24 protein-coding genes are annotated in these 25,364 nt (G+C 70.7%); 17 read left to right on the top strand and 7 right to left on the bottom strand.

Annotated features, from left to right (window positions below; genetic code table 11):
- Nucleotides 1-993: 993 nt before the first annotated feature.
- Nucleotides 994-1,254, bottom strand: coding sequence for a hypothetical protein (locus ACQP00_RS00830; RefSeq protein WP_433212866.1), 261 nt, complete (start codon nucleotides 1,252-1,254; stop codon nucleotides 994-996).
- Between the two features lie 853 nt (nucleotides 1,255-2,107).
- Here ACQP00_RS00830 and ACQP00_RS00825 point away from each other — a divergent pair.
- The 3 genes from ACQP00_RS00825 (at nucleotide 2,108) to ACQP00_RS00815 (ending at nucleotide 4,747) form a co-directional block, all read left to right on the top strand.
- Entirely contained in the window at nucleotides 2,108-2,686 is a 579-nt protein-coding gene (locus ACQP00_RS00825) for a hypothetical protein (protein ID WP_433212863.1), read from the top strand.
- An 81-nt stretch (nucleotides 2,687-2,767) separates the two neighbouring features.
- Nucleotides 2,768-4,090, top strand: coding sequence for a DEAD/DEAH box helicase (locus tag ACQP00_RS00820; protein WP_433223602.1), 1,323 nt, complete (start codon nucleotides 2,768-2,770; stop codon nucleotides 4,088-4,090).
- 51 nt (nucleotides 4,091-4,141) lie between these two features.
- Nucleotides 4,142-4,747 carry a putative glycolipid-binding domain-containing protein gene (locus ACQP00_RS00815; protein ID WP_433212860.1) on the top strand — a complete coding sequence of 202 codons (606 nt, stop codon included), beginning with the start codon at nucleotides 4,142-4,144 and terminating at the stop codon, nucleotides 4,745-4,747.
- A gap of 5 nt (nucleotides 4,748-4,752) precedes the next feature.
- Here the strand turns inward: ACQP00_RS00815 and ACQP00_RS00810 are convergent, their stop codons facing one another.
- Nucleotides 4,753-5,199: an Lrp/AsnC family transcriptional regulator gene (locus tag ACQP00_RS00810; RefSeq protein ID WP_433212857.1), complete on the bottom strand. Its 447-nt coding sequence runs from the start codon at nucleotides 5,197-5,199 to the stop codon at nucleotides 4,753-4,755.
- A gap of 185 nt (nucleotides 5,200-5,384) precedes the next feature.
- On the opposite strand from ACQP00_RS00810, the gene ACQP00_RS00805 reads away from it, so the two are divergent.
- Nucleotides 5,385-5,612 (top strand): BldC family transcriptional regulator, encoded by a 228-nt coding sequence (locus ACQP00_RS00805; protein WP_350610253.1) that lies wholly within the window; start codon nucleotides 5,385-5,387, stop codon nucleotides 5,610-5,612.
- Here ACQP00_RS00805 and ACQP00_RS00800 read toward each other — a convergent pair.
- Entirely contained in the window at nucleotides 5,575-6,207 is a 633-nt protein-coding gene (locus tag ACQP00_RS00800) for a UbiX family flavin prenyltransferase (protein ID WP_433212854.1), read from the bottom strand. The genes ACQP00_RS00805 and ACQP00_RS00800 overlap by 38 nt on opposite strands.
- A 74-nt stretch (nucleotides 6,208-6,281) precedes the next feature.
- Here ACQP00_RS00800 and ACQP00_RS00795 point away from each other — a divergent pair, with 74 nt between their 5' ends.
- From ACQP00_RS00795 to ACQP00_RS00775, 5 genes are read left to right on the top strand one after another with little or no spacing between them, the layout of a single operon-like run.
- A complete protein-coding gene (locus ACQP00_RS00795) occupies nucleotides 6,282-7,742 on the top strand; it encodes a menaquinone biosynthesis decarboxylase (RefSeq protein ID WP_433212851.1) in 1,461 nt (486 codons plus the stop codon).
- Nucleotides 7,739-8,653, top strand: a complete 915-nt coding sequence (gene mqnP, locus ACQP00_RS00790) for a menaquinone biosynthesis prenyltransferase MqnP (RefSeq protein WP_433212848.1) — start codon at nucleotides 7,739-7,741, stop codon at nucleotides 8,651-8,653. Before ACQP00_RS00795 ends, mqnP begins: the two co-directional genes overlap by 4 nt.
- A gap of 26 nt (nucleotides 8,654-8,679) precedes the next feature.
- Nucleotides 8,680-10,266 carry a glycosyltransferase family 39 protein gene (locus ACQP00_RS00785; RefSeq protein WP_433212845.1) on the top strand — a complete coding sequence of 529 codons (1,587 nt, stop codon included), beginning with the start codon at nucleotides 8,680-8,682 and terminating at the stop codon, nucleotides 10,264-10,266.
- A 16-nt stretch (nucleotides 10,267-10,282) separates the two neighbouring features.
- The gene (locus ACQP00_RS00780) at nucleotides 10,283-10,765 is read left to right on the top strand and encodes a PH domain-containing protein (protein ID WP_433212842.1); all 483 of its coding nucleotides are present in this window, start codon (nucleotides 10,283-10,285) and stop codon (nucleotides 10,763-10,765) included.
- Nucleotides 10,749-12,005 carry a mannosyltransferase family protein gene (locus ACQP00_RS00775; protein ID WP_433212839.1) on the top strand — a complete coding sequence of 419 codons (1,257 nt, stop codon included), beginning with the start codon at nucleotides 10,749-10,751 and terminating at the stop codon, nucleotides 12,003-12,005. Before ACQP00_RS00780 ends, ACQP00_RS00775 begins: the two co-directional genes overlap by 17 nt.
- Before the next feature lie 206 nt (nucleotides 12,006-12,211).
- Here ACQP00_RS00775 and ACQP00_RS00770 read toward each other — a convergent pair whose 3' ends face one another.
- A complete protein-coding gene (locus ACQP00_RS00770) occupies nucleotides 12,212-14,146 on the bottom strand; it encodes a SpoIIE family protein phosphatase (RefSeq protein ID WP_433212836.1) in 1,935 nt (644 codons plus the stop codon).
- A 92-nt stretch (nucleotides 14,147-14,238) separates the two neighbouring features.
- On the opposite strand from ACQP00_RS00770, the gene ACQP00_RS00765 reads away from it, so the two are divergent.
- Nucleotides 14,239-18,084, top strand: coding sequence for a HAMP domain-containing protein (locus ACQP00_RS00765; RefSeq protein ID WP_433212833.1), 3,846 nt, complete (start codon nucleotides 14,239-14,241; stop codon nucleotides 18,082-18,084).
- A 19-nt stretch (nucleotides 18,085-18,103) separates the two neighbouring features.
- Nucleotides 18,104-18,682 (top strand): response regulator, encoded by a 579-nt coding sequence (locus ACQP00_RS00760; RefSeq protein ID WP_433212830.1) that lies wholly within the window; start codon nucleotides 18,104-18,106, stop codon nucleotides 18,680-18,682.
- On the opposite strand, the gene ACQP00_RS00755 is transcribed toward ACQP00_RS00760, so the two are convergent.
- Complete coding sequence (locus tag ACQP00_RS00755) at nucleotides 18,679-19,002, bottom strand: STAS domain-containing protein (protein WP_433054618.1); 324 nt, start codon at nucleotides 19,000-19,002, stop codon at nucleotides 18,679-18,681. The genes ACQP00_RS00760 and ACQP00_RS00755 overlap by 4 nt on opposite strands.
- 101 nt (nucleotides 19,003-19,103) lie before the next feature.
- Here ACQP00_RS00755 and hemL point away from each other — a divergent pair, with 101 nt between their 5' ends.
- Genes hemL through ccsB form a run of 6 tightly spaced genes read left to right on the top strand, consistent with a single transcriptional unit; the run spans nucleotide 19,104 to nucleotide 24,889 of the window.
- Nucleotides 19,104-20,438, top strand: a complete 1,335-nt coding sequence (gene hemL, locus ACQP00_RS00750; protein ID WP_433212827.1) for a glutamate-1-semialdehyde 2,1-aminomutase — start codon at nucleotides 19,104-19,106, stop codon at nucleotides 20,436-20,438.
- Nucleotides 20,435-21,079 carry a histidine phosphatase family protein gene (locus ACQP00_RS00745; RefSeq protein WP_433212824.1) on the top strand — a complete coding sequence of 215 codons (645 nt, stop codon included), beginning with the start codon at nucleotides 20,435-20,437 and terminating at the stop codon, nucleotides 21,077-21,079. Before hemL ends, ACQP00_RS00745 begins: the two co-directional genes overlap by 4 nt.
- 1 nt (nucleotide 21,080) lies before the next feature.
- The gene (locus tag ACQP00_RS00740; protein WP_433212821.1) at nucleotides 21,081-21,611 is read left to right on the top strand and encodes a TlpA family protein disulfide reductase; all 531 of its coding nucleotides are present in this window, start codon (nucleotides 21,081-21,083) and stop codon (nucleotides 21,609-21,611) included.
- A 1-nt stretch (nucleotide 21,612) separates the two neighbouring features.
- Entirely contained in the window at nucleotides 21,613-22,359 is a 747-nt protein-coding gene (locus ACQP00_RS00735) for a cytochrome c biogenesis CcdA family protein (protein ID WP_433212818.1), read from the top strand.
- On the top strand, nucleotides 22,296-23,930 hold the full coding sequence (gene resB / locus ACQP00_RS00730) for a cytochrome c biogenesis protein ResB (RefSeq protein ID WP_433223600.1): 1,635 nt from the start codon (nucleotides 22,296-22,298) through the stop codon (nucleotides 23,928-23,930). The genes ACQP00_RS00735 and resB overlap by 64 nt, the downstream gene beginning before the upstream one ends.
- Nucleotides 23,930-24,889 (top strand): c-type cytochrome biogenesis protein CcsB, encoded by a 960-nt coding sequence (ccsB, locus tag ACQP00_RS00725; protein ID WP_433212815.1) that lies wholly within the window; start codon nucleotides 23,930-23,932, stop codon nucleotides 24,887-24,889. The genes resB and ccsB overlap by 1 nt, the downstream gene beginning before the upstream one ends.
- Here the strand turns inward: ccsB and ACQP00_RS00720 are convergent.
- Both ACQP00_RS00720 and ACQP00_RS00715 read right to left on the bottom strand, forming a co-directional pair.
- On the bottom strand, nucleotides 24,874-25,068 hold the full coding sequence (locus ACQP00_RS00720) for a DUF397 domain-containing protein (protein WP_433212812.1): 195 nt from the start codon (nucleotides 25,066-25,068) through the stop codon (nucleotides 24,874-24,876). The genes ccsB and ACQP00_RS00720 overlap by 16 nt on opposite strands.
- 83 nt (nucleotides 25,069-25,151) lie before the next feature.
- Nucleotides 25,152-25,280 carry a DUF397 domain-containing protein gene (locus ACQP00_RS00715; protein ID WP_433212809.1) on the bottom strand — a complete coding sequence of 43 codons (129 nt, stop codon included), beginning with the start codon at nucleotides 25,278-25,280 and terminating at the stop codon, nucleotides 25,152-25,154.
- Nucleotides 25,281-25,364: the final 84 nt, after the last annotated feature.

Raw genomic sequence — 25,364 nt, 5'->3', positions numbered from 1 at the left:
CGCACCCGCCGACCCGTGGAACAGTGGGCAGGCCGGGGACCGGAGTGACTCGCCCGCGGGGGCTGGAGTTGGCTCGTGGAGCGGTGGGCAGAGCAGTGCACCCGCCGATCCGTGGGGTGCTCAGTCCGGAAACCAGAACGACTCGCCCGCGCCTTCGTGGGGTGGTGCAGGTGCCGCGTCCTGGAGTGCTCAGTCCGGCAGTTCGACCGGGGCCGACGCGCCGTCCGAGGATGAGCCTCAGGAGCCGATTCCGGGGCCGACGCCCTCGCCGTTCCCGAGTCCGGAGCCGGTGCCGCAGCCCGAGCCGACCCCGTTCCCGCCGGCGCCTGTGCCGGAGCCGATTCCCCAGCCGTACCCTCCTGCGCCGACGCCCGAGCCGATGCCCCAACCGGAGCCGACGCCGCAGCCTGGGCCGCCGCCGTTCCCGCAGCCTGGGCCGCAGCCGCCGTTCCCGGGGCCGTCGCCGTTCTCGCCCGGGCCGTTCCAAGCGCCTGGCATTCCCGGGGCTCCCGGCACGCCCGGGGCTCCCGGACTGCCGACCCCGCCGGAGCCGCCCGCGCCGCCCACCTTCGGGCCGCCGCCGCTGCCCGATGCCCCCGCTTACGGTGTTCCGGATTCGAACCCGGCCGCCCCGTTCGGTGGCAGCAGCGCACCGTCCTCCGGTGGACCGGCCTACGGACAGCCCGCACCGTCGTTCGGTGCGGCTGCCGCACCGTCGTCCGGCGCGCCGTCCTACGGCGTCCCCGACTCGAACCCGGCGGCGCCGTTCGGTGTCAGCAGCGCGCCATCGTCCGGTGGACCCGCCTACGGACAGCCCGCGCCCTCGTCCGGTGGGCCGGCCTACGGACAGCCCGCGCCCTCGTCCGGTGGGCCGGCCTACGGGCAGCCCGCGCCGTCGTTCGGCGAGGCCAGCGCACCCTCTTACGGCGTGCCGGACTCGCAGCCCGGACCGTCGTTCGGTGGAACAGCCGCGCCGTCGTCCGGTGGGCCGGCCTACGGGCTGCCTGACGCGCAGCCGGCGTCGTCGTTCGGGCCCGGCCCAGGGCAGGCGTACGGCGTGCCCGATTCCACCCCGCACCCGCCGTTCGGGGGCGGGCAGTCGAACACCCCGCCGCCGGTGGCGAGTTCGCCGTTCCTGGTTTCCGAGGAGCCGCCGCCGCTGCCCAAGGGGGACGACGAGCCGGAGCCGAAGGCTGATTCGCCGTCGGCGCCCGCGTACACGACGCCGTCGGCCGAGCACCCGTGGGGGCACAACGAGGCCTCCGCGGAGCAGCCGCCGCCCGTGCCGCCGGTGCAGCAGGGGTGGAACCGCCCCGGGTACGTCGCGCCGCTCCCGGGGCAACAGAGCTGGGGACCGCCGCCCGGACAGCCCCAGCCGCAACCGTGGCAAGGACAGCAGCCGCCTCCCGGCCAGCCGGGCTGGCAGCCGCCCCACCCGCAGCAACACGTCCAGCCCCCACACGGCCAGCCCCCACACGGTCAGCCTCCGCACGGGCAGCCGCAGCCGCAGCACGGACAGCCGCCATACGGGCAGCCGCCGCACATCCAGCACCCGCAGCAGCAGGGCTGGCAGCAACCCGGACAGCCGCCCGTCCAAGGCTGGCAACCGCCGCCCGCACAGCAGCAGCCGTGGCAAGGGCAGCAACCGCCGCAGCCGTACGGCCAGCCGCCCCAATACGGGCAGCCGCAGCCAGGCTGGAACCAGCCCCAGTCCGCGCCCCCCGCGCAGCAAGGCTGGAACCCGCCGCAGTCGGCACCGCCGGCCCAGCAGCCCGGGTGGAGTCCGCCCCAGTCGGCGCCTCCGGCTCAGCAGCCCGGCTGGAACCCGCCGCAGTCGGCACCGCCGGCGCAGCAGGGCTGGCAGCCGCCGCCCCCGCAGCACGGACAGCCGCAGCAGCACGGACAGCCCCAGCAGTACGGGCAACCGCAGCAATACGGACAGCCGCAGCAGTACGGAGGGCAGCCGCAGCAGTACGGCCAGCCCCAGTACGGGCAACCGCAGCAGTACGGCCAGCCGCAGCAGCCAGGGCCACAGCAGCCAGGCCCACAGCAGCAAGGCTGGAACCCGCCCCAGTCCGCGCCGCCCGCTTGGGGGGCGCCGCCGCCGGTGCCGGGTACTCCTGGAACGGAGAGCGACGAACATGAAGTACAACAGCAGAATTGGCCAGGCAGCGGGGGCTATCCGCCGCCGGCCAACCGCGCGCCCGGCAACGTCTATCCGTCCAGCGGTGCGCCCTCGCAGCACGGGCCGGAGCATGGGCAGCCCCCAGCCATCCCGCCGCCCGATGAGGAGGGCGAATTAGCCGAGGATGACGCGGACGGCGAAGAGCCAGAAGCGCCCGAGGCGGAGCCAGAGGATAAGACCAGCTACGGAACGTGGGCTCGCAGAGAACGGGCCTCCGCCGGAACCGTTTACGGCGGGAAGGACGGCGCCTCGCCGCTGCCCCTCCCGTCGACCGGCGGGGGAAGTCCGCTCGAGAACACCGGCTCACTCACCGGGCACATCCTGAGTCAAGGCACCGCGGAGTCGGACGACGACGAGGAGCCCCGCAAGTCCGGCAACGGCCGGGTGTTCCTCATCATCGGTGTGATGGTGGTAGTACTCCTCGTCGGCGGCTACTTCGCCGTAACGCTGGCCCACAACTTCATCGACGGCGTCTTCGGCGGAGTCAGCACTCCCAAGTGAGGCGCGACACGGCGACTGGGACCTTCCCGGCGAGATCGGATACTCTTAACCGTTCTCCAATCGGAAGGTCCCAGCTCCTTGCTGCTCGCTGACCCCAGCACGTACCCGTCCCTCTTTGCCAACGAGACGCCCGAGACGCCCGCGGAGCCCGGCTTCGACGGCCTCGGACTGCCCAGCCGCCTCGTGCGGGCGCTGGCGAAAGAGGGCATCACTGAACCGTTCCCGATCCAGACGGCGACCATCCCGGATGTGCTCGCCCGCCGCGACGTGCTTGGTCGCGGCCGTACCGGATCGGGAAAGACGCTCGCGTTCGGCCTGCCGATGCTCGCCCGGCTCGCCGAGTCCGGCCGCTCCCGGCCGCACGCCCCGAAGGCACTCGTCCTGGTGCCCACCCGCGAGCTCGCGATGCAGGTCAACGACGCGCTGACCCCGCTGGCCAAGGCGCTGAACCTGTTCTGCAAGACGGCCGTCGGCGGCGTGCCGTACGACCGGCAGATCTGGTCCCTGGAGCGCGGCGTCGACGTGCTGGTGGCGACGCCGGGCCGGCTCGGCGACCTGATCAAGCGGGGCGCCTGCCGCCTCGACGCGGTCGAGATCACCGTGCTCGACGAGGCCGACCAGATGGCCGACATGGGCTTCCTGCCCGAGGTCACCGAGCTGCTGGGCCAGACTCCGGCGACCGGGCAGCGGCTGCTGTTCTCGGCGACGCTGGACAAGGACGTCGACGCGCTGGTCAACAAGTTCCTGACCGACCCGGTGACGCACTCGATCGAGCCGCCGACCGCCTCCGTGGGATCGATGGATCACCACGTGCTGCTGGTGCCGCCGCACGACAAGTTCGCGATCGCCGCCTCCATCGCCGCGCGCAAGGGTCGCACGATCCTGTTCGTGAAGACCCAGATGGCCGTCGACGAGCTGGTCGATCAGTTCGCGCGGGTCGGCGTCCGGGCCGGTGCGCTGCACGGCGGGAAGACCCAGCGGGTGCGCACCCGCACGCTCGCCGAGTTCCGTGAGGGAACGGTCGACGTGCTGGTCGCGACCGATGTGGCGGCCCGCGGCATTCACATCGACGACGTTTCCTTGGTTGTACACGTTGATCTCCCTCGGGACCAGAAGGACTACCTGCACCGGGCGGGCCGCACGGCGCGTGCCGGGGCCGCCGGGACGGTCGTCACGCTGGTGCTGCCGCGGCAGCGACGGCGGGCCCAGGCGCTGCTGGCCAAGGCCGGCGTCACCCCCAACGAGCTGCGCGTCCGCGCGGGCGACGCGGCTCTGGCCGAGGTGACCGGGGCGCGCCAGCCCAGCGGCGTGCCGGTGCGGATCACGCACAACGCGAGCCCGAACCACCACTCCGGCGCCCCGCGGCGGCGGACCAACGATCGGCGGCCGCCCCGCAACCGATGACCGTGCGTGACGGGGGGCGCACGATCGTCCCCCGTCGAGTACGGTCCGGGGATGACCGTGCTACCACGGGCGTTCGCCTGGCAACGGACCGACACCGTCGGCGGCGAGTTCGTCACCCTGGACGACAGGCGGGGCCTGCGTGCCAAGGGGGTGGCGTTCGCCGCCGACAATGCGCTGTACACCTGCCGCTATGAATTGCACACGGACGATTCGTGGGCGAGCACCCGCCTGGAGCTCGCCGTCGAGGGCGCGGGCTGGCTGCGGACCCTGCGGATGGAGCGGGCGGCCGGGCGCTGGCGGGTGACGACCAGCGAGCAGGGCGATCTTGAGCGGGTGCTGCCCACGGCGCCGTTCTCGGGCATCGAGGACCCGGACCGGCTGCACGCGGTGCTCGACATCGACTTGTACAACTCCCCGCTCACCAACACGCTGCCCATTCGCCGGCTGGGGCTGCACCGGGCCGAGCCGGGCACCAAGGTCGACATCGAGGCGGCGTGGGTGCTGCTGCCGAGCCTGGCCGTACTGCCCTACGAGCAGTCGTACGAGGTGCTGGGGCCGCGGCGGGTGCGGTACCGATCGGAGAATTTCACCGCCGAGATCGACCTCACCGAGGACGGTTACGTCGCGGAATATGCGGGGCTGGCGACCCTCGCGTGAACGGTTCAGCCGGCCGGCCGGATCCGTCCTTCCCATTTCGTGGAAAGCGCGATGGTAGTGCGAGTGCGGGCCACGCCCTTCACCCGGTTCAGGTCGACGATGAGCCGTTCCAGGTCGCCGATGGTTTTCACCCGCGCCTTGCAGAGAAACGATTCCTCACCCGCCATGAAGTAGCACGACTCGATCTCCTGATGCTCGCGCAGAGCCTCGAGAACGGCGTCGGTGTCACCACTGCTGTCCTGCACGATGCCGATCACGGCGGTGAGCGGAAGGCCCAGCGTCTCGGGCTCGACCTCGGCGCGGTACCCGCGGATGACGCCGGAGGATTCGAGCTTGCCGACGCGTTCGTGCACGGCCGGGGCGGAGAGTCCGACCTTGCGAGCGAGCTCCGCGTATGGAAGGCGGGCGTTGTCCCGGAGAAGGTCGATGAGCTGTCGATCGATCGCATCCATCAGGACAAGCCTAACGGTCCGTCTTTTAACACAGCTAAATACCCAGAAGTGCGTTTTCCTCGTTTCCCGGACACGGCACGTGAGCGGTGCTGTAATGGGCGTACATCCCAGGATGACTCGCGCTTTCAGCTTCGCAGCATGGGGGTGCGCGAGCCCGGCGAGCCACCCAGGGTAAAGGAGGGGCCGTGGAGACGGGAGATCGTCTGCTGACGCCCGGTGAGGTCGCTGCCTTGTTTCGCGTCGATCCGAAGACGGTGACGCGTTGGGCCGCGGCCGGCCGTATCAGCAGCATCCGAACCCCGGGGGGACACCGGCGGTTCCGGGAATCCGAGGTGAGGGCGTTGCTCGAAGGGGACGACGCGCTTGATGACACCTCTAATGGGAATGGCCGAGCTCACCCGACCAACGAGTGAACAGGCTGTGCGATACGGCGACGGCGTCGAGAACTTTGCCGGCGACGAAATCGACCAGCTGAGCGGCCGTGGCCGCGGCGCCGGCGGCATAGAAGCCGGGGCTCGCGGGCAGGATCACCGCACCCGCGTCGTGTAGTGCGATGAGGTGCTCCAGGTGACTGCGCGTCACCGGGGTCTCGCGTGGCACGACCACGACCGGGCGGCGTTCCTTGAGGTTCACCTCAGCGGCGCGCTGAAGGAGGTCCTTGGACAGTCCGATGGCGATGCCGGCACAAGCGGCCGTGCTCGCCGGTACCACCATCATGCCCTTGGCCGGGTATGAACCACTGCTCGGACCGGCGGCCAGATCGCCGGCCGGCCAGTAGGCGACGTCGGCGGCATCCAGCGGCCGGCCGAGCCAGGCGGCGAGGTCGTCCTTCCAGCGCGCGTCACGGAAGGACACACCGGTCTCGTCGAGGATCGTGAGCCGAGCCGCGCGCGACACCACGAGGTCGACGGCCTCGCCGGCGTCGAACAACGCCCGGATCACGGCCGCCGCGTACGGCGTGCCCGACGCCCCGGAGACTCCGACCACCCACGGCCTGCGCTGATCCACGGATCAACTCTGCCACGGTCACACCGGGCGAGGGTGCTGCAGAAAATGTCGTACCCGGTTGGCAGGATGCAGGCATGGCTCGCGGATTTCCCTATGCAGACCTCAACGACTTCCTGGCTGCCCTGCAGAAGGCGGGCGAGCTGCATCGGGTGGCCGCGCCGGTCGACCCGCACCTGGAGATCAGCGAGATCGTCACCCGCACCGTGCGGGCCGGCGGCCCCGCCCTGCTCTTCGACCGGCCGACCAGGGGCGACATGCCGGTGGCCATCAACCTGTTCGGCACCGAGCGGCGCACCGCCATGGCCCTCGGCGTCGAGAGCCTCGACGAGGTCGGGGCGCGCATCGGCGAGCTGGTCAAGCCCGAGCTGCCGGTCGGCTGGGCCGGCATCCGCGACGGCATCGGCAAGCTCATGCAGCTCAAGTCGGTCCCGCCCAAGCACGTCAAGACCGCGCCCTGCCAGGAGGTCGTCTACAAGGACGACCAGGTCGATCTCAACCGGCTGCCGGGCCTGCAGGTCTGGCCGGACGACGGCGGCATCTACCACAATTTCGGGCTGACGCACACGAGGCACCCGGAGACGGGCAAGAGAAACCTCGGCTTGTACCGCCTGCAGCAACACAGCCACAACACGATCGGGATGCACTGGCAGATCCACAAGGACTCCACGGCGCATCACGCGGTCGCGGAGCGGCTCGGCCAGCGGCTCCCCGTGGCGGTCGCGATCGGCGCCGACCCCGTGGTCTGCTACACGGCGAGCGCCCCGCTGCCGTCCGACATCGACGAATACCTGTTCGCGGGGTTCCTGCGCGGCGAGCGCGTCGAGATGGTCGACTGCCTCACGGTGCCGCTGCAGGTGCCGGCCAACGCCCAGATCGTGCTGGAGGGCTACCTCGAGCCCGGCGAGCGGCTGCCCGAGGGTCCGTTCGGCGACCACACCGGCTTCTACACCCCGGTCGAGGACTTCCCGGTGCTGCACGTGACCTGCATGACCACGCGCAAGCAGCCGATCTACCACTCGATCATCACGTCGAAGCCGCCGCAGGAGGACCACGGCCTGGGCAAAGCGACCGAGCGGATCTTCCTGCCGCTGCTCAAGCTGCTCATTCCGGACATCGTGGACTACGACCTGCCGGCCGCCGGGGTGTTCCACAACTGCGCGATCGTTTCGATTCGCAAGCGGTACCCGAAGCACGCGCAGAAGGTGATGAGCGCCGTGTGGGGCGCCCACCTGCTGTCGCTGTGCAAGCTGATCGTGGTCGTCGACGAGGACTGCGACGTCCACGACTACGCCGAGGTCGCCTTCCGCGCCTTCGGCAACGTGGACTACAAGCACGACCTGCTGCTCACCGAGGGCCCGGTCGACCACCTCGACCACTCGTCCTACCAACAGTTCTGGGGCGGCAAGGCGGGGCTGGACGCCACGCGGAAGTTGCCGTCCGAGGGCTACCATCGCGGCTGGCCGGAAGAGATGGTCATGTCGCCCGAGGTCGTGGCGCGGGTGGACAAGCGCTGGAGAGAGTACGGGTTCAAGTGACGCTGACTGCTGAGGCACCTCCGAGCCGGGTCAAGGCGTTCCTGCGGCTGGTCGCGATCGAGCACTCGGTGTTCGCGCTGCCGTTCGCCTACCTGGCCGCCCTGACCGTGATGACCACCACCGGCGGCGAGCACCCGCACGTCGGCTGGCTCGACCTGCTGCTGGTGACGATCGCCATGGTCGGCGCCCGCACGTTCGCCATGGCCGCCAACCGGATCATCGACCGGCAGATCGACGCCCGGAACCCGCGCACGTCCAAGCGCGAGCTCGTGACCGGCGCGGTGAGCGTCCGCACGGCGTGGACCGGCGCGCTGGTCGCCATCGTCGTCTTCCTCGGCGCCGCGGCCCTGCTCAACCCGCTCTGCCTGGCCCTGGCGCCGCTGGCCGTGGTGCCGTTGATCGTCTACCCGTACGGCAAGCGCTTCACCAACTGGCCGCACGCCATCCTCGGCATCGCGCAGCTGGTCGGCCCGGTCGGCGCCTGGCTGGCAGTCACCGGCGACCTGCGCGGCTCCGGCCCGGCCTGGGTCCTCGGCGTGGCGGTCGGCCTGTGGATCGGCGGCTTCGACCTGATCTACGCCTGCCAGGACACCGAGATCGACCGCGAGATCGGCGTGCACTCGGTGCCGGCCCGCTTCGGCGTACCGTTCGCCCTCCGCCTGTCCACCATCGCCCACATCGTGACGTTCGCCCTGTTCGTCTGGTTCGGCCAGCTGGTCCACCTGGGCTGGCTGTGGTGGATCGGCCTCGCGGTGACCGCGGTCGCCTTCGTCTACGAGCACGCGATCGTCCGCCCGACCGACTTGTCCCGGGTCAACCGCGCGTTCTTCACGGCCAACGGCTTCGTGGGGATCGCCCTGTTCGTGTTCGCCCTGCTCGACCTGGTGATCCGCGGCGGGCTGCGGCCGTAGCGATGAGCGCCTCTACGATGCCGCAGATGGACGCCGACGACCCAGGAGACCGCGCCCGCGACGCAGCCGCCCAGCCCACGACCACCGCCCTGGACGCTGGCACCGCAGGCACCGCCGCCACGGGCACCACCGCAATGGGCACGACGGCCACGGGCACGGGCACGGCGGCCACGAGCACCAGCGACACCACCGCCAGCACGGGCACCACCGGCACCACCGGCACCACCGGCACCACGGGCAGCACCGCCAGCAGGGGCACCAGGGGCATCACGGGCACCACGGGCACCACGGCCGAGCCAGGCACCGCGGCCGCCACAACAGCGAGCGTCGGAGCAACGACTGCGGGCATCGACGAGCCAGACGCGGATCAACTTAACGCGGGCCCCGCAAACGCCGACAAAACGGACGCCGGCGCGACCGATGCCGGCGGGGTTGGTGGCGGGGTCGACGCCGCGGCGGGCGGTGATCGGCCGTGGCGGCGGGCGCTGCTGACCGGGTTCTGGATCTTCGCGGCCAGCAAGATCGCGCTCGCGGTGGTGACGGCGTTTGCTTGGATCGGCGAGAAGCGGCCGAACGTGACGGCCACCTACCTGGCCGCGCAGTGGGCGTCGCAGTGGGACTCGAAGTGGTTCGTGGACATCGCGCAGCGGGGCTACTACCCAGAGCCGGACAAGGCGCCGGCCGCGTTCTTCCCGATGTACCCGATGCTCATCCGCGGGCTGACCCCGCTCTGCTTCGGCAAGCCCTGGATCGCCGCGCTGCTCGTGGCGAACTTGGCGTCGTTCGGGGCGCTGGTCGTGCTGTACCGGCTGACCGAGCGCGAGTTCGACCGCGTGATCGCCGGGCGGACGGTGTTCTACCTGGTGGCGTTCCCGACCGCGTTCTTCCTGACCGCCGCCTACAACGAGGGCCTGTTCATCGGGCTGATGCTGGCCACCCTGTACTGCCTGCGCCAGCAGCGCTGGTGGTGGGCCGGGGCGTTCGGCGGGCTGGCGGTGTTCACGCGGTCGGCCGGGATTCTGCTGGCCGGGGCGTTCGTGTGGGAGTACGTGCGGGTCAATCGGTTCCGGCTGAAGACCAGCGCGCTGGCGATCCTGCTGATCCCCGTCGGCGTGGCGGGCGTGGCCGCGTTCTCGATCAACGCATACGGCGAGCCGTTCGCGTTTCTCAAGGCGCAGCGGTACTGGGGCCGCCACCTGGACTGGCCCTGGATGCCCGTCCTGCGCGGGGGCAAGTCGCTGGTCACCAGCCACGGGCTGCGCTTCGGGTTCAGCGACCTGTGGGTGCACAACCTGCTCGAATTGGCCACGGCGCTGATGTGCATCGCGGCGCTCGTGCTGTGCTTCGTCGGGCCGTGGAAGCTGCGGCGCGACCAGTGGGTGCTGCCCCTGGTCGGGATCGGGCTGACGTTCCTCATGATCAGCTTTCCGTCGTCGCACCTGCCGTACCCGCTGTACTCGGCGTCGCGGTTCGGGCTCGAGGTCTTTCCGGCGTTCATGATCCTGGCGCGCATCGGGGCGCGGCCGTGGGTCGATCGGATCGTGGTCGCCCTCTTCTTCATGCTGCAGGCGATTCTGGCCGCTTATTTCGTGCGGGGCGGCTGGGTCGCGTAATCGTAGGGGTGTGCAGATGCGCAGCGGTGCCTTCTCCGAGCAGCCTGCCGCCGACGAGCCGTCCGGCCCCGCGCCGACGACCATGCGGTGGCGGGTGTCGCCGGGCTTCACCGCGCTCAAGTGCGCGGTCGCGGTCGTCCTGGTGCTCGCGGCGGTCTTCTTCGCCGAGGATCGCCCGGCGCTGACCGCAGCCGTCGTCGCGGCGGTGGTCGCCGGCGCATACGCCCTGCGCGACCTCCTGGCCCCGGTCCGCCTGGCCGCAGACCCGCAGGGCGTGACGGTGGTGTCCGGCTACGCGGGCCACCGCCGGCTGTCCTGGCCCGACATCGAGCGCGTCCGCCTCGAGTCACGCACCCGAGCCGGCCTGCGCAGCGAACTGCTGGAGATCGACACCGGCGACAACCTGCACTTGCTCAGCACCTACGACCTGAACGCCCGCCCGGCCGACGTCGCCGCCGACCTGGCCAGAATCCGAGCCGCCAGTGGACTCCTCGACTAGCGAACTCCCGCGCATAGAAGCGCCGCCGACACCCGAAGCGCCGCCGCAACCCAGTGCGCCGTCAAAGTCCGAAGCGCCGCCGTTCTCGACCAGTCCGCCGATTCCGATCGAACCGGTCGATCACCCGTGGCGGCGGGCGGCCCTCGTCGGGTTCGGGGTGTTCGCCGCCAGCCGCGCCGGCCTCGCCGCGATCTCGATTTTCGCGTGGATCGGCGATCCCGGGCCGGGGAAGTCGATCGGGCACGTCGCCTACGTGTGGGCGGCCCAGTGGGACTCGAAGTGGTTCATCGCCATCGCCGACCATGGCTACCAGCCGACGCCCGATGCCTCGCCGGCCGCGTTCTTCCCGTTTTACCCGCTGCTGATCAAGCTCGCCACGCCGCTCTGCCTCGGGAAGTCGTGGCTCGCGGCGCTCGTGGTCGCCAACGCCGCGCTGCTGGGTGCGCTGATCGTGCTGTACCGGCTGACGGATCTGGAACTCGGCCCCAAGACTGCAGCCCGGGCGACCTTCTATTTCGTGGCGTTCCCGACCGGGTTCTTCCTCAGCGCGGCCTACAACGAGGGCCTGTTCATCGCCCTGCTGCTCGCCACCGTGTACTGCCTGCGCCGCCACCACTGGTGGGCCGCCGGCCTGCTCGGCGGGCTGGCCGCGGCGACGCGCTCGGCCGGCATCCTGCTCGTCGGCGCGTTCGTGGTCGAGTACCTGCGGAAACGGCCGAAGCATTGGTCCGAAATATCCGCATTAATCGGCATACCGCTGGGCCTAGTGGCCGTCATGGTGGTCAATCAACTTGCCTACCGCGACCCGCTCGCGTTCTCGCACACGCAGGCTGAGCACTGGGGTCGCCACCTCGCCTGGCCGTGGCAGGCGCCGATCGACGCCTTCCGGCACGCCGGCCCGCACTTCACCGAGCTCTGGACGCACAACGTCCTCGAACTGGCGACCGTCCTGGTCCTCGGCGCGCTGCTGCTGACCTGGCGGACCCGAGATCAGGCCGTCTTCCCGCTCCTGGGCGTCGCGCTGCTGGCGTTCATGGTGAGCTTTCCCAGCCGGTACACGACGGATATCCCGTATCCGCTCTACTCGGCGTCGCGGATCGGGCTGGAGGTGTTCCCGGCGTTCATGGCGCTCGGCGTCCTCGGGAGGCGCCCGTGGGTCGACCGCACGGTGCTCGCCGTCTTCCTCACGACTCAGGGCGTCCTCGCCGCGCACTTCCTGCACGCGGGCTGGGTGGCCTGAAAAGCACGCGAACCGAATGGCACAAAAAGCCCGAAACGACCGGAATAAGCCTGAACCGGGCCGACCGGGCTGAACCAAGTCAGGAATCGTTGCCGACAGCGAAAGCCGACCGCGCCGACCAGGCTGAAACAAGTCAGGAGTCGTTGCGCACAGCGAAAGCCGACCACGCCGAGCGCGCCGCACCGGGCCGGCCGGGCTGAACCAAGTCAGGAATCGTTGCGGACGGCGAAAATCGCGATGTCGTCGCGCGGCACCTCAGTGGAGAAGCTCAGCGTCCGCGCGCGCAAGCGGGCCGCCACCACGTCCGCCGGGAAGCCGTTGAGCAGCGCCGCCTCCTCGCGCAGCCGCTCAACCCCGAACAGGTCGATGCCCCGCCGCCGCTCGGTCACCCCGTCGGTGAAGAAGATCAGCGTGTCGCCCGGGTCGAGCAGGACCTGTGTGCGCGGAGTGTTGATGGTGTCGAGGAGGCCAAGGGCGGTACCACAGGCGCCGACAAGTTCGGTGGAACCGTCCGCGCGCAGCAGCACCGGCTGATCGTGCCCGGCGAGGTGGAGCGTCACGTCGAGGCGGCCGTCCTGGCGGCGCAGGATCTGGGCCAGGCAGAGCGTGCAGAACCGCCCGCCGCCCCGCTCGAGCAGGGTCTCGTTGAGCCGCAGCAGCACCTCGGGCAGCGGCCGCCCGTCGCGGACCAGCACCCGGGTCACATCGCGGACCAGCCCGGTCACGGTCGCCGCCTGCACGCCCTTGCCGGAGACGTCGCCGACCACGACGAGCCAGCGCCGGCCCGAGAGCGGGAGCACGTCGTAGAAGTCGCCGCCGACCTCGACGCCCTCGCCGGTCGGCACGTACTCGGCGCCGAACTCGATCCCCTCGGCCCGGGGCAGCTGGGGCGGCAGCAGGGAGCGCTGCAGGGTCTGGGCGACCCGCCGGCGCTCCGCGTGGATGTTGGCGTTGTCGATGGCGAGCGCGGCGCGGCGGGCCACGTCCTCGACGACCGCCACCTCCTCGGCGCGCTGCCAGGTGTCGCCGCTGCCGCCGACGGCCAGGGTGCCGAGGTGCTGGTTGCGGGCGATCAGCGCGACGATGTAGCCCTCCAGTGGGGCACCGAGCGGTACCACGGCGTCGGTTCCCATCGCCTCCTTGAGCTGCGGCGCGGCCTGGGCGAGGGCGTCGAGGAGGTCGGCGACCTTGGACTCGTCGGCGTGCGTGGCCGCGGCCAGGCGCAGTTCGCCGCCCGCGTCGGCGGAGTGGATCGCGCACCACTGGCCGAGCCGGGGCACGACCAGCCGCGGGATCAGGGCCAGCGTGAGCTCGACGTCGAGGGACTGGGCGAGCAGCTCGCTGGCGTCGGCCAGGAAGGTGAGCCAGGTCCGCCGCTCGGCGTCGGCGCGGCGCAGGCGGTGGTTCTCGACCAGCAGCGTGAGCCGGTCGGCGGCCAGCGCGGTCAGCGGCCGGGCGAAAGGGCTGGCGCCGCCGCCGGCCACGAGCAGCTCGGCGCGCCACGGGCGGGTGACGCGCAACGGGACGCGGCGACCGGAATCGATGCTGCCGCCCAGCCGCCCGTACGCCGAAACCGTGTGTGGTCCCTCGCCCTCGTCCACGGTCAGCGCCGCGCCCTGGGCCCCGATGGCCCGGCACAGCCGCTGCAGCAGCTCCTCGGCCAGCTCCTCCAGCGAGGCGCCGCGGCCGGACCAGATCAGCGCGTCGACCGCCGAGGGGAGGTCGAGGCTGGGCACCTCGGGCCGCTCCTGCGGGGTCACGTCGAGCCGGAACCAGACACCCTTGCCCCCGTTGAAGTGCAGCGTGCCCCAAGCCGTGGCAAGCTGCTCGACGAGGAGCAGGCCGCGCCCGCGCTCGGGCAGCTCGCCGGTGGTCTCGGGAAAGCTCGGGGTGATGGTGCCCGGGCGGAAGTCGAGCACGGCGACCGTGATCGAGCCGTCGCCGACCGTGATCTCCAGGTCGAACTCGGTGCCGGCGTGCACGACGCTGTTGGTCGTGAGCTCGGTGACGAGGAGGAGGGCCTCGTCGAGGACGGGGAGGAGGTCCCGTTCGTGCGCGATCGTCCGGATCGCCTCGCGGGCCAGACCGGGAGAGCTATGGTCGGCCGGGAGCCTGAGCCTCCGGACGGTCTGGGTTGTCACATATCGCAGTCTCCACTGAACGGTGGTAACAATCCAACCTGAAGGACGACGATGGGTGGACACCGCCTGCCCCCGAGACCGGTGGAGACGCCATGACCACAGTCGACGAAGTCACCCAGAAGAGTCCGGAAACGATGCTCCTCGAGGAGCTCTCCGGGGCGCTGGACCGGTTGCTGTCCGGCGACCTGAAGATCAGATTGACCCGTCGCGACGGACTGCCGGGCGAGGTCGTCGAGCGCTTCAACCGGCTCGCCGAGATGAAGCAGCACCACACCCGGGAGCTGCTGCGGATCAGCCGCGTCGTCGGCCGCGAGGGCCGGATGACCGAGCGGCTCGACGAGGAGGGCTTCGAGGGGGCCTGGCTCGATCGCATCCACGCGGTCAACTCGCTCATCGACGACCTCGGGCGCCCGACCACGGAGATCGCCCGCGTGATCGTGGCGGTGGCCGAGGGCGACCTGTCGCAGCAGCTGGCGCTGGAGATCGACGGGCGGCCGCTGCGCGGTGAGTTCCTGACCATCGGCCGCACCGTCAACACGATGGTCGACCAGCTCTCGTCGTTCGCCGACGAGGTGACCCGGGTGGCCCGCGAGGTCGGCACCGAGGGCAAGCTCGGCGGCCAGGCCCAGGTCACCGGCGTCGCCGGCACCTGGCGCGACCTGACCGACTCGGTGAACTCGATGGCCGCCAACCTCACCGGCCAGGTGCGGTCGATCTCGACCGCGGCGACGGCGGTGGCCCGCGGCGACCTGTCGCAGAAGATCACGGTGAGCGCCAAGGGCGAGATCGCCGAGCTGTCCGAGACGATCAACTCGCTCGTCGACACGTTGCGAATTTTCGCCGAGCAGGTGACCCGGGTGGCCCGCGAGGTCGGCACCGAGGGCAACCTCGGCGGCCAGGCCGACGTGCCGGGTGCGGCCGGCACCTGGAAGGACCTCACGGACAACGTCAACTCGATGGCGTCCAACCTGACCAGCCAGGTCCGCAACATCGCCCAGGTCGCCACCGCGGTGGCCCGGGGCGACCTCTCGCAGAAGATCACGGTGGCCGCCCAGGGCGAGATCCTGGAGCTCAAGGACACCGTGAACACGATGGTGGATCAGCTCTCCTCGTTCGCCGACGAGGTCACCCGCGTGGCCCGTGACGTCGGCACCGAGGGCAAGCTCGGCGGCCAGGCCCAGGTCACCGGCGTCGCCGGCACCTGGCGCGACCTCACCGACAGCGTCAACTTCATGGCCTCGAACCTGACCAGCCAGGTCCGGAACATCGCCCAGGTGTCCACGGCCGTGGCCCGGGGCGACCTCTCGCAGAAGATCACGGTCGACGCCCGCGGCGAGATCCTGGAGCTGAAGTCGACCGTCAACACGATGGTCGATCAGCTGTCCTCGTTCGCCGACGAGGTCACCCGCGTCGCCCGCGAGGTCGGCACCGAGGGCAAGCTCGGCGGCCAGGCCCAGGTCACCGGCGTCGCCGGCACCTGGCGCGACCTCACCGACAACGTGAACTTCATGGCGTCCAACCTGACGAGTCAGGTGCGGAACATCGCCCAGGTCGCGACGGCCGTGGCCCGCGGTGACCTCTCGCAGAAGATCACGGTCGACGCCCGCGGCGAGATCCTGGAGCTCAAGAGCACCGTCAACACCATGGTCGACCAGCTCTCCTCGTTCGCCGACGAGGTCACCCGGGTGGCCCGCGAGGTGGGCTCGGAGGGCAAGCTCGGCGGTCAGGCCCAGGTGAAGGGGGTCTCCGGCACCTGGCGCGACCTGACCGAGAACGTGAACCAGCTCGCCTCGACGCTGACCACCCAGCTGCGGGCCATCTCCCAGGTGTCCACGGCGGTGACCCGCGGCGACCTGACCCAGCGGATCGCGGTCGAGGCGCTCGGCGAGGTGGCCGAGCTCAAGGACAACATCAACCAGATGATCGTCACCCTGCGCGAGACCACGAAGAAGAACGCCGAGCAGGGCTGGCTGGACTCCAACCTGGCCCGCGTCGGCGGCCTGCTGCAGGGCCAGCGCGACCTCGGCGAGGTCTGCCGCATGATCATGGCCGAGGTGACGCCGCTGGTCGATGCCCAGATCGGGGCGTTCTTCCTGTCGGGCCCCGACCCGGAGAGCGGGCTGCGGCTGCGGCTGGAGGCGTCGTACGGGTACGTGGCCCCCGGCGCCGACATCAGCTTCGCCCCCGGCGAGGGCCTGATCGGCCAGGCGTCGCTGTCCCGCCGGGCGATTCGCGTGCAGGCCGACCCGGCCGCCCGGCTGCGGGTGCGCTCCGGCGTCACCGAGACCGCGCCGGCCGACCTGGTCGTGTTGCCGGTGCTGTTCGAGGGCGAGCCGCTGGGCGTGATCGAGTTCGGGACCGTCTCGCCGTTCAGCGAGCTGCACCTGTCCTTCCTCGACCGGCTGGTGGTCACCATCGGCGTGGCACTCAAGACGATCCTGGCCAACCGGCGCACGGAGGAGCTGCTCTCGCAGTCCCAGCGGCTCACCGAGGAGCTGCAGGACCAGTCGGCCGAGCTGCAGCGCACCAACGCCGAGCTGGAGGAGAAGGCGACGCTGCTGTCGGAGCAGAAGGGCAACATCGAGAAGCAGAACCGCGAGATCGAGATGGCCCGGCTCGGCCTGGAGGAGAAGGCGCAGCAGCTGGCGCAGGCCTCGCAGTACAAGTCGGAGTTCCTGGCCAACATGAGCCACGAGCTGCGGACCCCGCTCAACTCGATGCTGCTGCTGTCCCGCCTGCTGGCCGACAACCCGGACACCAACCTGACCGCCCGGCAGATCGAGTTCGCGGCGACGATCCACAACGCCGGCTCCGACCTGCTGGCGCTCATCGACGACATCCTCGACCTGTCCAAGATCGAGGCGGGCCGGATGGACGTCGAGCCGGGCGAAGTCTCGTTCGAGGAGATCCGGGCCTACGTCGAGCAGGCGTTCGCCCCGCAGGCCGAGGACAAGGGCCTCGAGTTCACCGTGGTGGCCGACATGGCGCTGCCCCCGGCGATCGTCACCGACCCCCAGCGGCTCCAGCAGATCCTGCGCAACCTGGTCTCGAACGCGGTCAAGTTCACCGACCACGGCGGGGTCACGCTGCACATCGGCGTCGCGCCGGCCGGCCTGGACTTCACCTCGCCGACGCTGGCCGGGGCCCGTCGAGTGATCCAGTTCGCCGTCTCCGACACCGGCATCGGCATCTCGGACGACAAGGTGGCCCTCATCTTCGAGGCGTTCCAGCAGGCGGACGGGACGACCAGCCGGAAGTACGGCGGCACCGGCCTCGGCCTGTCGATCAGCCGGGAGCTGGCCCGCCTGCTCGGCGGTGCGATCGGGGTCACGTCGGAGGTCGGGCACGGGGCGACGTTCACGCTGTACCTCCCGGACGTCATCGCCACCGAGGTCACGCCCGCCCTGCACCCGGCCCTGCACCCCGTCCTGCCGGCCCTGCCGATGCAGCCGCCGACGCTGCCGGTGAACCGGCCGATGCCGGCCGCGCCGCCGATGCTGCGCTCGCTGCCCTCGGCCGAGCGCCGCTCGACCGCCGCCGCCCATGAGCTCGACGGGGCCACGGTGCTCATCGTCGACGACGACGTGCGCAACGTCTTCGCGCTCACCAGCGCGCTGGAGCTGCACGGGATGACGGTGTTGTACGCCGACAACGGCGCCGACGGCGTCCGCATCCTCTCCGAGCACCCGGACGTCGACATCGTGCTGATGGACGCGATGATGCCCGACCTGGACGGCAACGAGACGACCCGCGCGATCCGGCGCAACCGGCGCTTCGCCGAGCTGCCGGTGGTGTTCCTGACCGCCAAGGCGATGCCCGGCGACCGGGAGTCCTCGCTCGCCGCCGGGGCCAGCGACTACATCACCAAGCCGGTCGACCTCGACGAGTTGCTCGATGTGATGGCGGCCTGGGTGAACGGAGAAGGCCGGGCCGTCTAGCAAGGTATAGATTGCTTTGGTGACTGGACCGGATCGGCCCGCCAAGGTGCTGCTCGTGGACGACCGGCGGGACAACCTGCTCGCTCTCGAGGCGATCCTGCAGGGCCTGCCGGTCCAGACGGTCGGCGCCGACAGCGGCGAGGACGCGCTCAAGCGGCTGCTCGTGGACGACTTCGCGCTCATCCTGCTCGACGCGCAGATGCCGACCATGGACGGCTTCGAGACGGCCCGGCACATCAAGCGCCGGGAGAAGACCCGGCACGTGCCGATCATCTTCCTGACCGCCGCCGACCGGGACTCGCACCTGGCCCTGCGCGGCTACGCGGCCGGCGCGGTGGACTACCTCACCAAGCCGTTCGACCCGTGGGTACTGCGCGCCAAAGTCTCCGTCTTCGTCGAACTGTGGACGATGACCCAGCAGCTGGCGGCCCAGTCGGAGCTCGTCCGCCGGCGCGATGCCGAACTGCGCGCGGTCGGGGTGGCCGTGGACGAGGCGACCGCCCTGCTCAAGGGCGCCCTCGCGGCCGACGGCGAACTGGGCCGCGAGCAGGTGGAAAAGGCGATGGCGGCGCTGGCGAAGGCGCGCGCGAAAATTTAGACCTCTTGGATCATCAGCGCGTTGCGCAGCCCGGTGATGTCCAGCACCCGGATCAGGAACGCGCCCACGTTGACCAGGACCAGGTAGCTCTGCGCGAGCGCGGCCTTGCGGCTGAGCACCACGAGCGTGCCCAGGCCCTGCGAGTCGCAGAATGTGACGCCCGCCATGTCGAGCACCACGCGGGCCGGCGGCTCGTTGAGCACCTCATCGACCGCCGCCGCCAGCCGGGGGACGGTCGACATGTCGATCTCGCCGGTCAGCGACACGACGGTCTCGCTGGGTGCGCGGCGCACGGCGACGGAGAGATCGGGTCGATCCACGACACCAGCGTATATCTGATCAGCGGCCACAGTGGTGTCGGGCACACGGCGCCGAGGGCCGCGCGCCGCCACCGCGGACCGGCTGTCAGAATGGGCAGGCTGTGACCGATATTGACACCGCCGGTCTCGGCCCGTACGCGGGCGACGCACCGGCCTCGCAGGCCCTGTTCGACCGCGCCCGGGCCATCGTGCCGGGTGGGGTGAATTCACCTGTCCGGGCCTTCCGGGCGGTGGGGGGCACCCCGCGCTTCATGGTCAGCGGCTCCGGCTGCTGGCTCACCGACGCCGACGGCCGGCGCTACCTGGACCTCGTCTGCTCGTGGGGGCCGCTGATCCTCGGCCACGCCCACCCCGAGGTCATCGCCGCGATCACCGCGGCCGCCGCCCGTGGCACCAGCTTCGGCACCCCGACTCCGGGCGAGGTCGAGCTGGCCGAGGAGATCGTCGCCCGGACCGCGGTCGACCAGGTGCGCCTGGTCAACTCCGGCACCGAGGCCACGATGAGCGCCCTGCGCCTGGCGCGCGGGTTCACCGGCCGGCCGAAGGTGGTCAAGTTCGCCGGCTGCTACCACGGGCACGTCGACGCGCTGCTGGTCGCGGCCGGGTCCGGGGTGGCCACGCTGGCCCTGCCGGACTCACCTGGCGTCACCGGGGCGGCGGCGGCCGACACGCTCGTGCTGCCGTACAACGACATCCCCGCACTCGAGGCCGCCTTCGAGGCGCACGGCGACCAGATCGCCGCCGTGATCACCGAGGCCGCGGCCGGGAACATGGGCGTGGTCGCGCCCCGCGACGGGTTCAACGCCCGGCTCGCGGAGCTCGCGCACCGCCACGGTGCCCTGCTGATCCTCGACGAGGTGATGACCGGCTTCCGGGTCAGCCGCGGTGGCTGGGCCGGGCTGGAGCCGGTGGACGCGGACCTGTACACCTTCGGCAAGGTCATGGGCGGTGGCATGCCGGCCGCGGCGTTCGGCGGGCGGGCCGAGATCATGGCCAAGCTGGCCCCGGCCGGACCGGTGTATCAGGCCGGGACCCTCTCCGGAAACCCGCTGGCCTGTGCGGCCGGCCTGACCACGCTGCGACTCGCGACCCCCGAGGTCTACGCGCGCCTGGACGCGACGGCCGCGACGATCTCGAAGCTGGCTTCCGACGCCCTTGGTTCCGCGGGTGTACCGCATGTGCTGTCCACCGCCGGCAACATGTTCTCGATCTTCTTCACGGACCGGCCGGTGCACTCGTTCGCCGAGGCGCAGACTCAGGACGTGGCCGCGTTCCGGGCCTTCTTCCACGCGATGCTCGAGCGGGGCGTCTACCTGCCGCCGAGCGCGTACGAGTCCTGGTTCGTCTCCACCGCGATCGACGACGAGGCGCTCAGCGTGCTCGAGGCGGCCCTGCCGCACGCGGCCCGCGCGGCGGCGCAGGTGGCGGGCGCATGAAAACCATCGTCCACGTGCTGCGGCACGGCGAGGTCTACAACCCGGACAAGATCCTCTACGGCCGGCTGCCCGGCTACCGCCTGTCCGAGCTCGGCGTGCAGATGGCCAAGGCCGCGGCCGAGTCGCTGGCCGGGCGGGACATCACGCACCTGGTCGCCAGCCCGCTGGAACGCGCGCAGCAGACCGCCGAGCCGTTCGCCGAGCTGCTCGGGCTGCCGGTCGCGGTGGACGAGCGGCTCATCGAGAGCGCGAACTTCTTCGAGGGCAAGCGGGTCGGGGTGGGCGACGGCTCGCTCAAGGACCCGCGCAACTGGTGGGTGCTGCGCGACCCGGTGACCCCGTCGTGGGGCGAGCCGTACAACGTGATCGCGACCCGGATGTACCAGGCGCTGCTCGCCGCCCGCGAGGCGGCCGAGGGGCACGAGGCGGTGTGCGTCTCGCACCAGCTGCCCATCTGGACGCTTCGGCGCAGCGTGGAGAAGAAGCGCCTGTGGCACGACCCGCGCCGCCGCGAGTGCCAGCTGGCCAGCCTCACCAGCTTCCACTTCGAGGACACCAAGATCGTCGGGATCGCGTACACGGAGCCGGCCGCGCACCTGATCGCCCTGTCCGCCTCGGCGCGCAACGCCAAGGGTGCCTGAGATGCGTCGCGCCCTGGTGCTGATGCTGGTGCTCGCGTTGGCCGCTTGCACGAGCAGTACACCCAAAAATGCCCTCGGCAGCCGCAAGATCGCGGTGGCCGACCGGGTCGCCGCCCCCACGATGGGTGGCGAGCTGATGGACGGCTCGGGCCGGTTCGAGCTGGCCCAGCACAAGGGCCAGGTGGTGGTCGTGAACTTCTGGGCCTCCTACTGCCCGCCGTGCCGCTCCGAGGCGCCCGAGCTGGAGAAGGTGCTCGCGGCGACCAAGACCGACGGGGTCACGTTCATCGGCGTCAACGTGCGCGACCAGCGCGGCAAGGCCGAGGCCTACCTGGCCGACGTCAAGCCGACGTACGGCAGCATCTTCGACCCCTCGGCCGCGCTCGCCCTGAACTTCGACGTGCCGCCGAACTCGATCCCGGCCACGCTGGTGGTCGACAAGGCCGGCCGGATCGCCGCGGTCATGCGCTCCGAGGTCGACCAGGCCCTGCTGGAGCCGATCGTGCGCGACCTGCTGGCCGAGAAGGCCTGAAATGGACGCCGGTACGGTCGCCGAGAGCGGCCCCCTGCTGCTTGCCGTCGGCGTGGCGGCGCTCGCCGGGCTGGTCAGCTTCCTGTCGCCGTGCATCCTGCCGCTGGTGCCGGGGTATCTCTCGTACGTCACCGGGCTGGCCGGCGCCGACCTCGACTCGGGCAAGCGGCGCGGCCGGGTGCTGGCCGGCGTCGGGCTGTTCATCGCCGGCTTCTCCGCGGTCTTCATCGGCCTGATCATCCTGGCCACCCGGGCCGCGATGACGCTGGTCGTGCACCGCCGGCTGATCGAGGTGATCGTCGGCGCGGCCGTGATCGTGCTCGGCCTGGCGTTCATGGGCCTGGTGCCGGGCCTGGAGCGGCAGTGGCGGGTGCAGCGCCTCCCGTCGGCCGGCCTGATCGGCGCCCCGGTCCTCGGCGTCGTCTTCGCGCTGTCCTGGGCGCCGTGCACCGGCCCGACCCTGGGCGCCATGATCGCGCTCGGCTCCACCAGCGGCTCGCAGGCCCGCGCGATCACGCTCGCGGTCGCGTACTCGCTGGGCATCGGCATCCCGTTCATCGCCATGGGGCTGGGCTTCCAGCGGCTCATCGGGGTCGTGAAGTTCATCCGCCGCAACAGCCGATGGGTCACCCGCATCGGCGGCGGCCTCCTCGTGCTGATCGGCCTCGCCCTGGTCACCGGCGTCTGGAGCTCCCTCATGACCGCCCTGCAGGCCAACATCGGCCCGGCCGGAACGGTGCCGATCTGATGCGCCGGCTCTACCACATCACCGTGGCCGTGCTCCGCCGCGCCTGGCGGCAGCTGACCAGCATGCGCACCGCCCTCGTGCTGCTGTTCCTGCTGGCCGTGGCCGCGATTCCGGGCTCGGTGCTGCCGCAGCGCAACGTGTCGCCGGAGAAGGTCGAGAACTACCTCGACACGCACCAGCAGTGGGGGCCGACGCTCGACCGGCTCTCGTTCTTCGACGTGTACGGCTCGCCCTGGTTCTCGGCGATCTACCTGCTGCTGTTCGTCTCGCTGGTCGGCTGCCTCGTGCCCCGGTTCCGCGGGCATATTTCGGCGCTGGTGAAGGTACCCCCGAAGGCTCCGGCACGTTTTGAGCGACTGCCGCAGCACGCCACGCTGGCCGGGTCCGGCACCGCCGCCGACGCCGACCGCATCCGGGCCATGCTGCGCAAACGCCGCTTCCGCACCGCCGTGCGCCAGGACGGCGACGTCATCGAGCTCTCGGCCGAGAAGGGCTACCTGAAGGAGACCGGCAACCTGGTCTTCCACTTCGCCCTGCTCTCGCTGCTCTTCGGCGTCGCGTTCGGCTCGTGGTTCGGCTGGCACGGCAACCGCATCCTGGTCCAGGGCGACGACTTCGCCTTCTGCAACACCCTGCTGAACTACGACGAGCACGCGCTGGGCGCCCAGGTCGGCGAGAACGACCTGCCCCGCTTCTGCCTGCGGCTGGACAAGTTCAACGCGACCTACCTCGACAACGGCCAGCCGGTCACGTACAAAGCGGACGTCAACGTGACCCAGAACGGCAGGTCCGGCGAGCAGTTGCTGCAGGTCAACGACCCGCTGCGGCTCGACGGGGCGAACGTGTCGCTGCTGGGCCACGGCTACGCGCCGGTTCTGCGCTACACCGACAAGTACGGGAAGGTCTCGGAGGACGTCGCCTCGTTCCTACCCCAGGACGGCCTGCTCACCAGCCAGGGCGTATCGACGTTCCCGGACGTGAACATCAACCCGCAGACCGGCACCCGCGACGACAAGGCGCAGATCGGCTTCTCCGGCATCTACCTGCCGACCGTCCCGGCCGACCCGTCGGTGAACTCCAGCGCCTTCCCGGCCGAGAACGATCCAAGACTCATGCTGCAGCCGTACCGCGGTGTGCTCGGCTTCGACGCCGGTGCCCCGCTGTCGGTGTACACCCTCGACACGCGCCAGATCGACGCCGGCCGCCTCGAGAAGTTCGGCGACCCGCTGATGCTCAAGCCCGGCGAGACGGGCAAACTCCCGGACGGCACCTCCGTGCAGTTCGTCGGCACCCGCCAGTGGATCAGCATCTCGGTCCGCCACGACCCGGGTCAGCCGATCGTGCTGGGCGGGGCGATCGCCCTGCTCGCCGGCCTGCTCGGCTCGCTGACCGGCAAGCGCCGCCGGGTCTTCTTCCGCATCGCCCCGACCGGCATCACGGCGGGCGGCCTGCCGCGCAGCGACCACCCCGGCTTCGCCGAGGAGTTCCTTGATCTGGTGCGCGCGGCCGCCCCCACTGCTTCGGTGCCGGAGCAGGTGGCGCAGACTGAGAACGTCGAGGAGGTTGTGTGATGGGCGGGTTGTCGAACCAGCTGTTGGTCGTCACGATCTTCAGCTACGTGCTGGCGATGATGGCGTACGCGATCGAGTACGCCTTCGGCGGCCGCGGCGCCGTGGCTCGCGTGGCAGTGCGCCAGCCCGCACTGGTCGGCGCGAGTTCGGTTGACGTTGCTGACATTTCGGACATTTCTCCGATCGAGGCGACCCCTTCCAAGGGCGCTCGGCGGGCCGGCATCGCCGCGATCGCCCTGATGCTCCTCGGCTACCTGGCCCACGTGGGCGCCCTGGTAACCCGAGGCATCGCCGCGGACCGCGCCCCCTGGGGCAACATGTACGAGTTCGTGATGATGGCCACCGCCGTAGGCATGACGGCGTGGCTGGTGGTCCTCACGCGCTGGTCCCACCTGCGCCACCTGGGCCTCTTCGTCACGCTGGTGGCCGCGATCCTGCTGTCAGTGGCGGGCATGAGCCTGTACGTCCCGGTCGGCCCCCTGGTCCCCGCCCTGCACTCGTACTGGCTGGTCATCCACGTGGGCGCGGCCTCAACCGCCTCGGGCATCTTCCTGGTCGGCTTCGTAGCCGCCGCGATGCACCTGATCCGCACGGGCCACGACGCCGGCAAGACCCGCTTCCCGTACTCCCTGGGCGAGCGCCTCCCCGACCCGGCAGTCCTGGAACGCGTTACGTTCCGCGTCCACGCCTTCGCCTTCCCCATCTGGACCTTCGGCGTCATCTCGGGCGCGATCTGGGCGGAAGCCGCCTGGGGCCGCTACTGGAACTGGGACCCGAAGGAGATCTGGTCCTTCATCGCCTGGGTCGTGTACGCCTGCTACCTGCACGCCCGCTCGACCCCGAGCATCTCGCGGCGGGTGGCTTCGTGGATCGCCGTGGTCGGCTGGGCCACCATGCTGATCAACCTGTTCGGCGTGAACCTGGTCGCCAACGGCCTGCACTCTTACGCCGGCGTCTGACGCAGCCCTTCTACAAAAACGGCCCAGGCCGCGGTGGAAAACCGCAGGACTGGGCCGTTCTTGTCAGCACCGTCACGTACCAGCACCACGTCTCCGGGCCAGATCAGCACCTCGACGCAGCTGCTCGCCTCGCACTTCGAACTCGTGCGCCAAGCGCCACGTGAAGCCGTCCAATCCATCGAGCACCTCCAACCTCTCGACCGGGCCTTCAGCGTACGGGCACGGCGACCGAGTCGGGTGTCGGCACGACAATGCTGGCACGTTAGGAGACACGCCAATCGGGGCCGGCGCTCGCAATCGAGTCGACGAACGCCGCCCAGTCGCGCCGGGAGAACGTCAGGATGCCGGTGTCCGGCACTTGAGAGTCTCGAATCAAGATCTCAGGCCCCATATCCGCCACCTCGATGCAATTTCCGGCGTCACACTTTGAGCTCCTGACCCAAACAAGAGCAGACCGATCACGCAACTTCGTTCA

This window comes from Dactylosporangium sp. CS-047395 (assembly GCF_050942185.1).
In the GTDB taxonomy this organism is placed as follows: Bacteria; Actinomycetota; Actinomycetes; order Mycobacteriales; family Micromonosporaceae; genus Dactylosporangium.
Note: the sequence above shows the minus strand (reverse complement) of the source record. Positions and strands in the feature narration are given on the sequence as shown.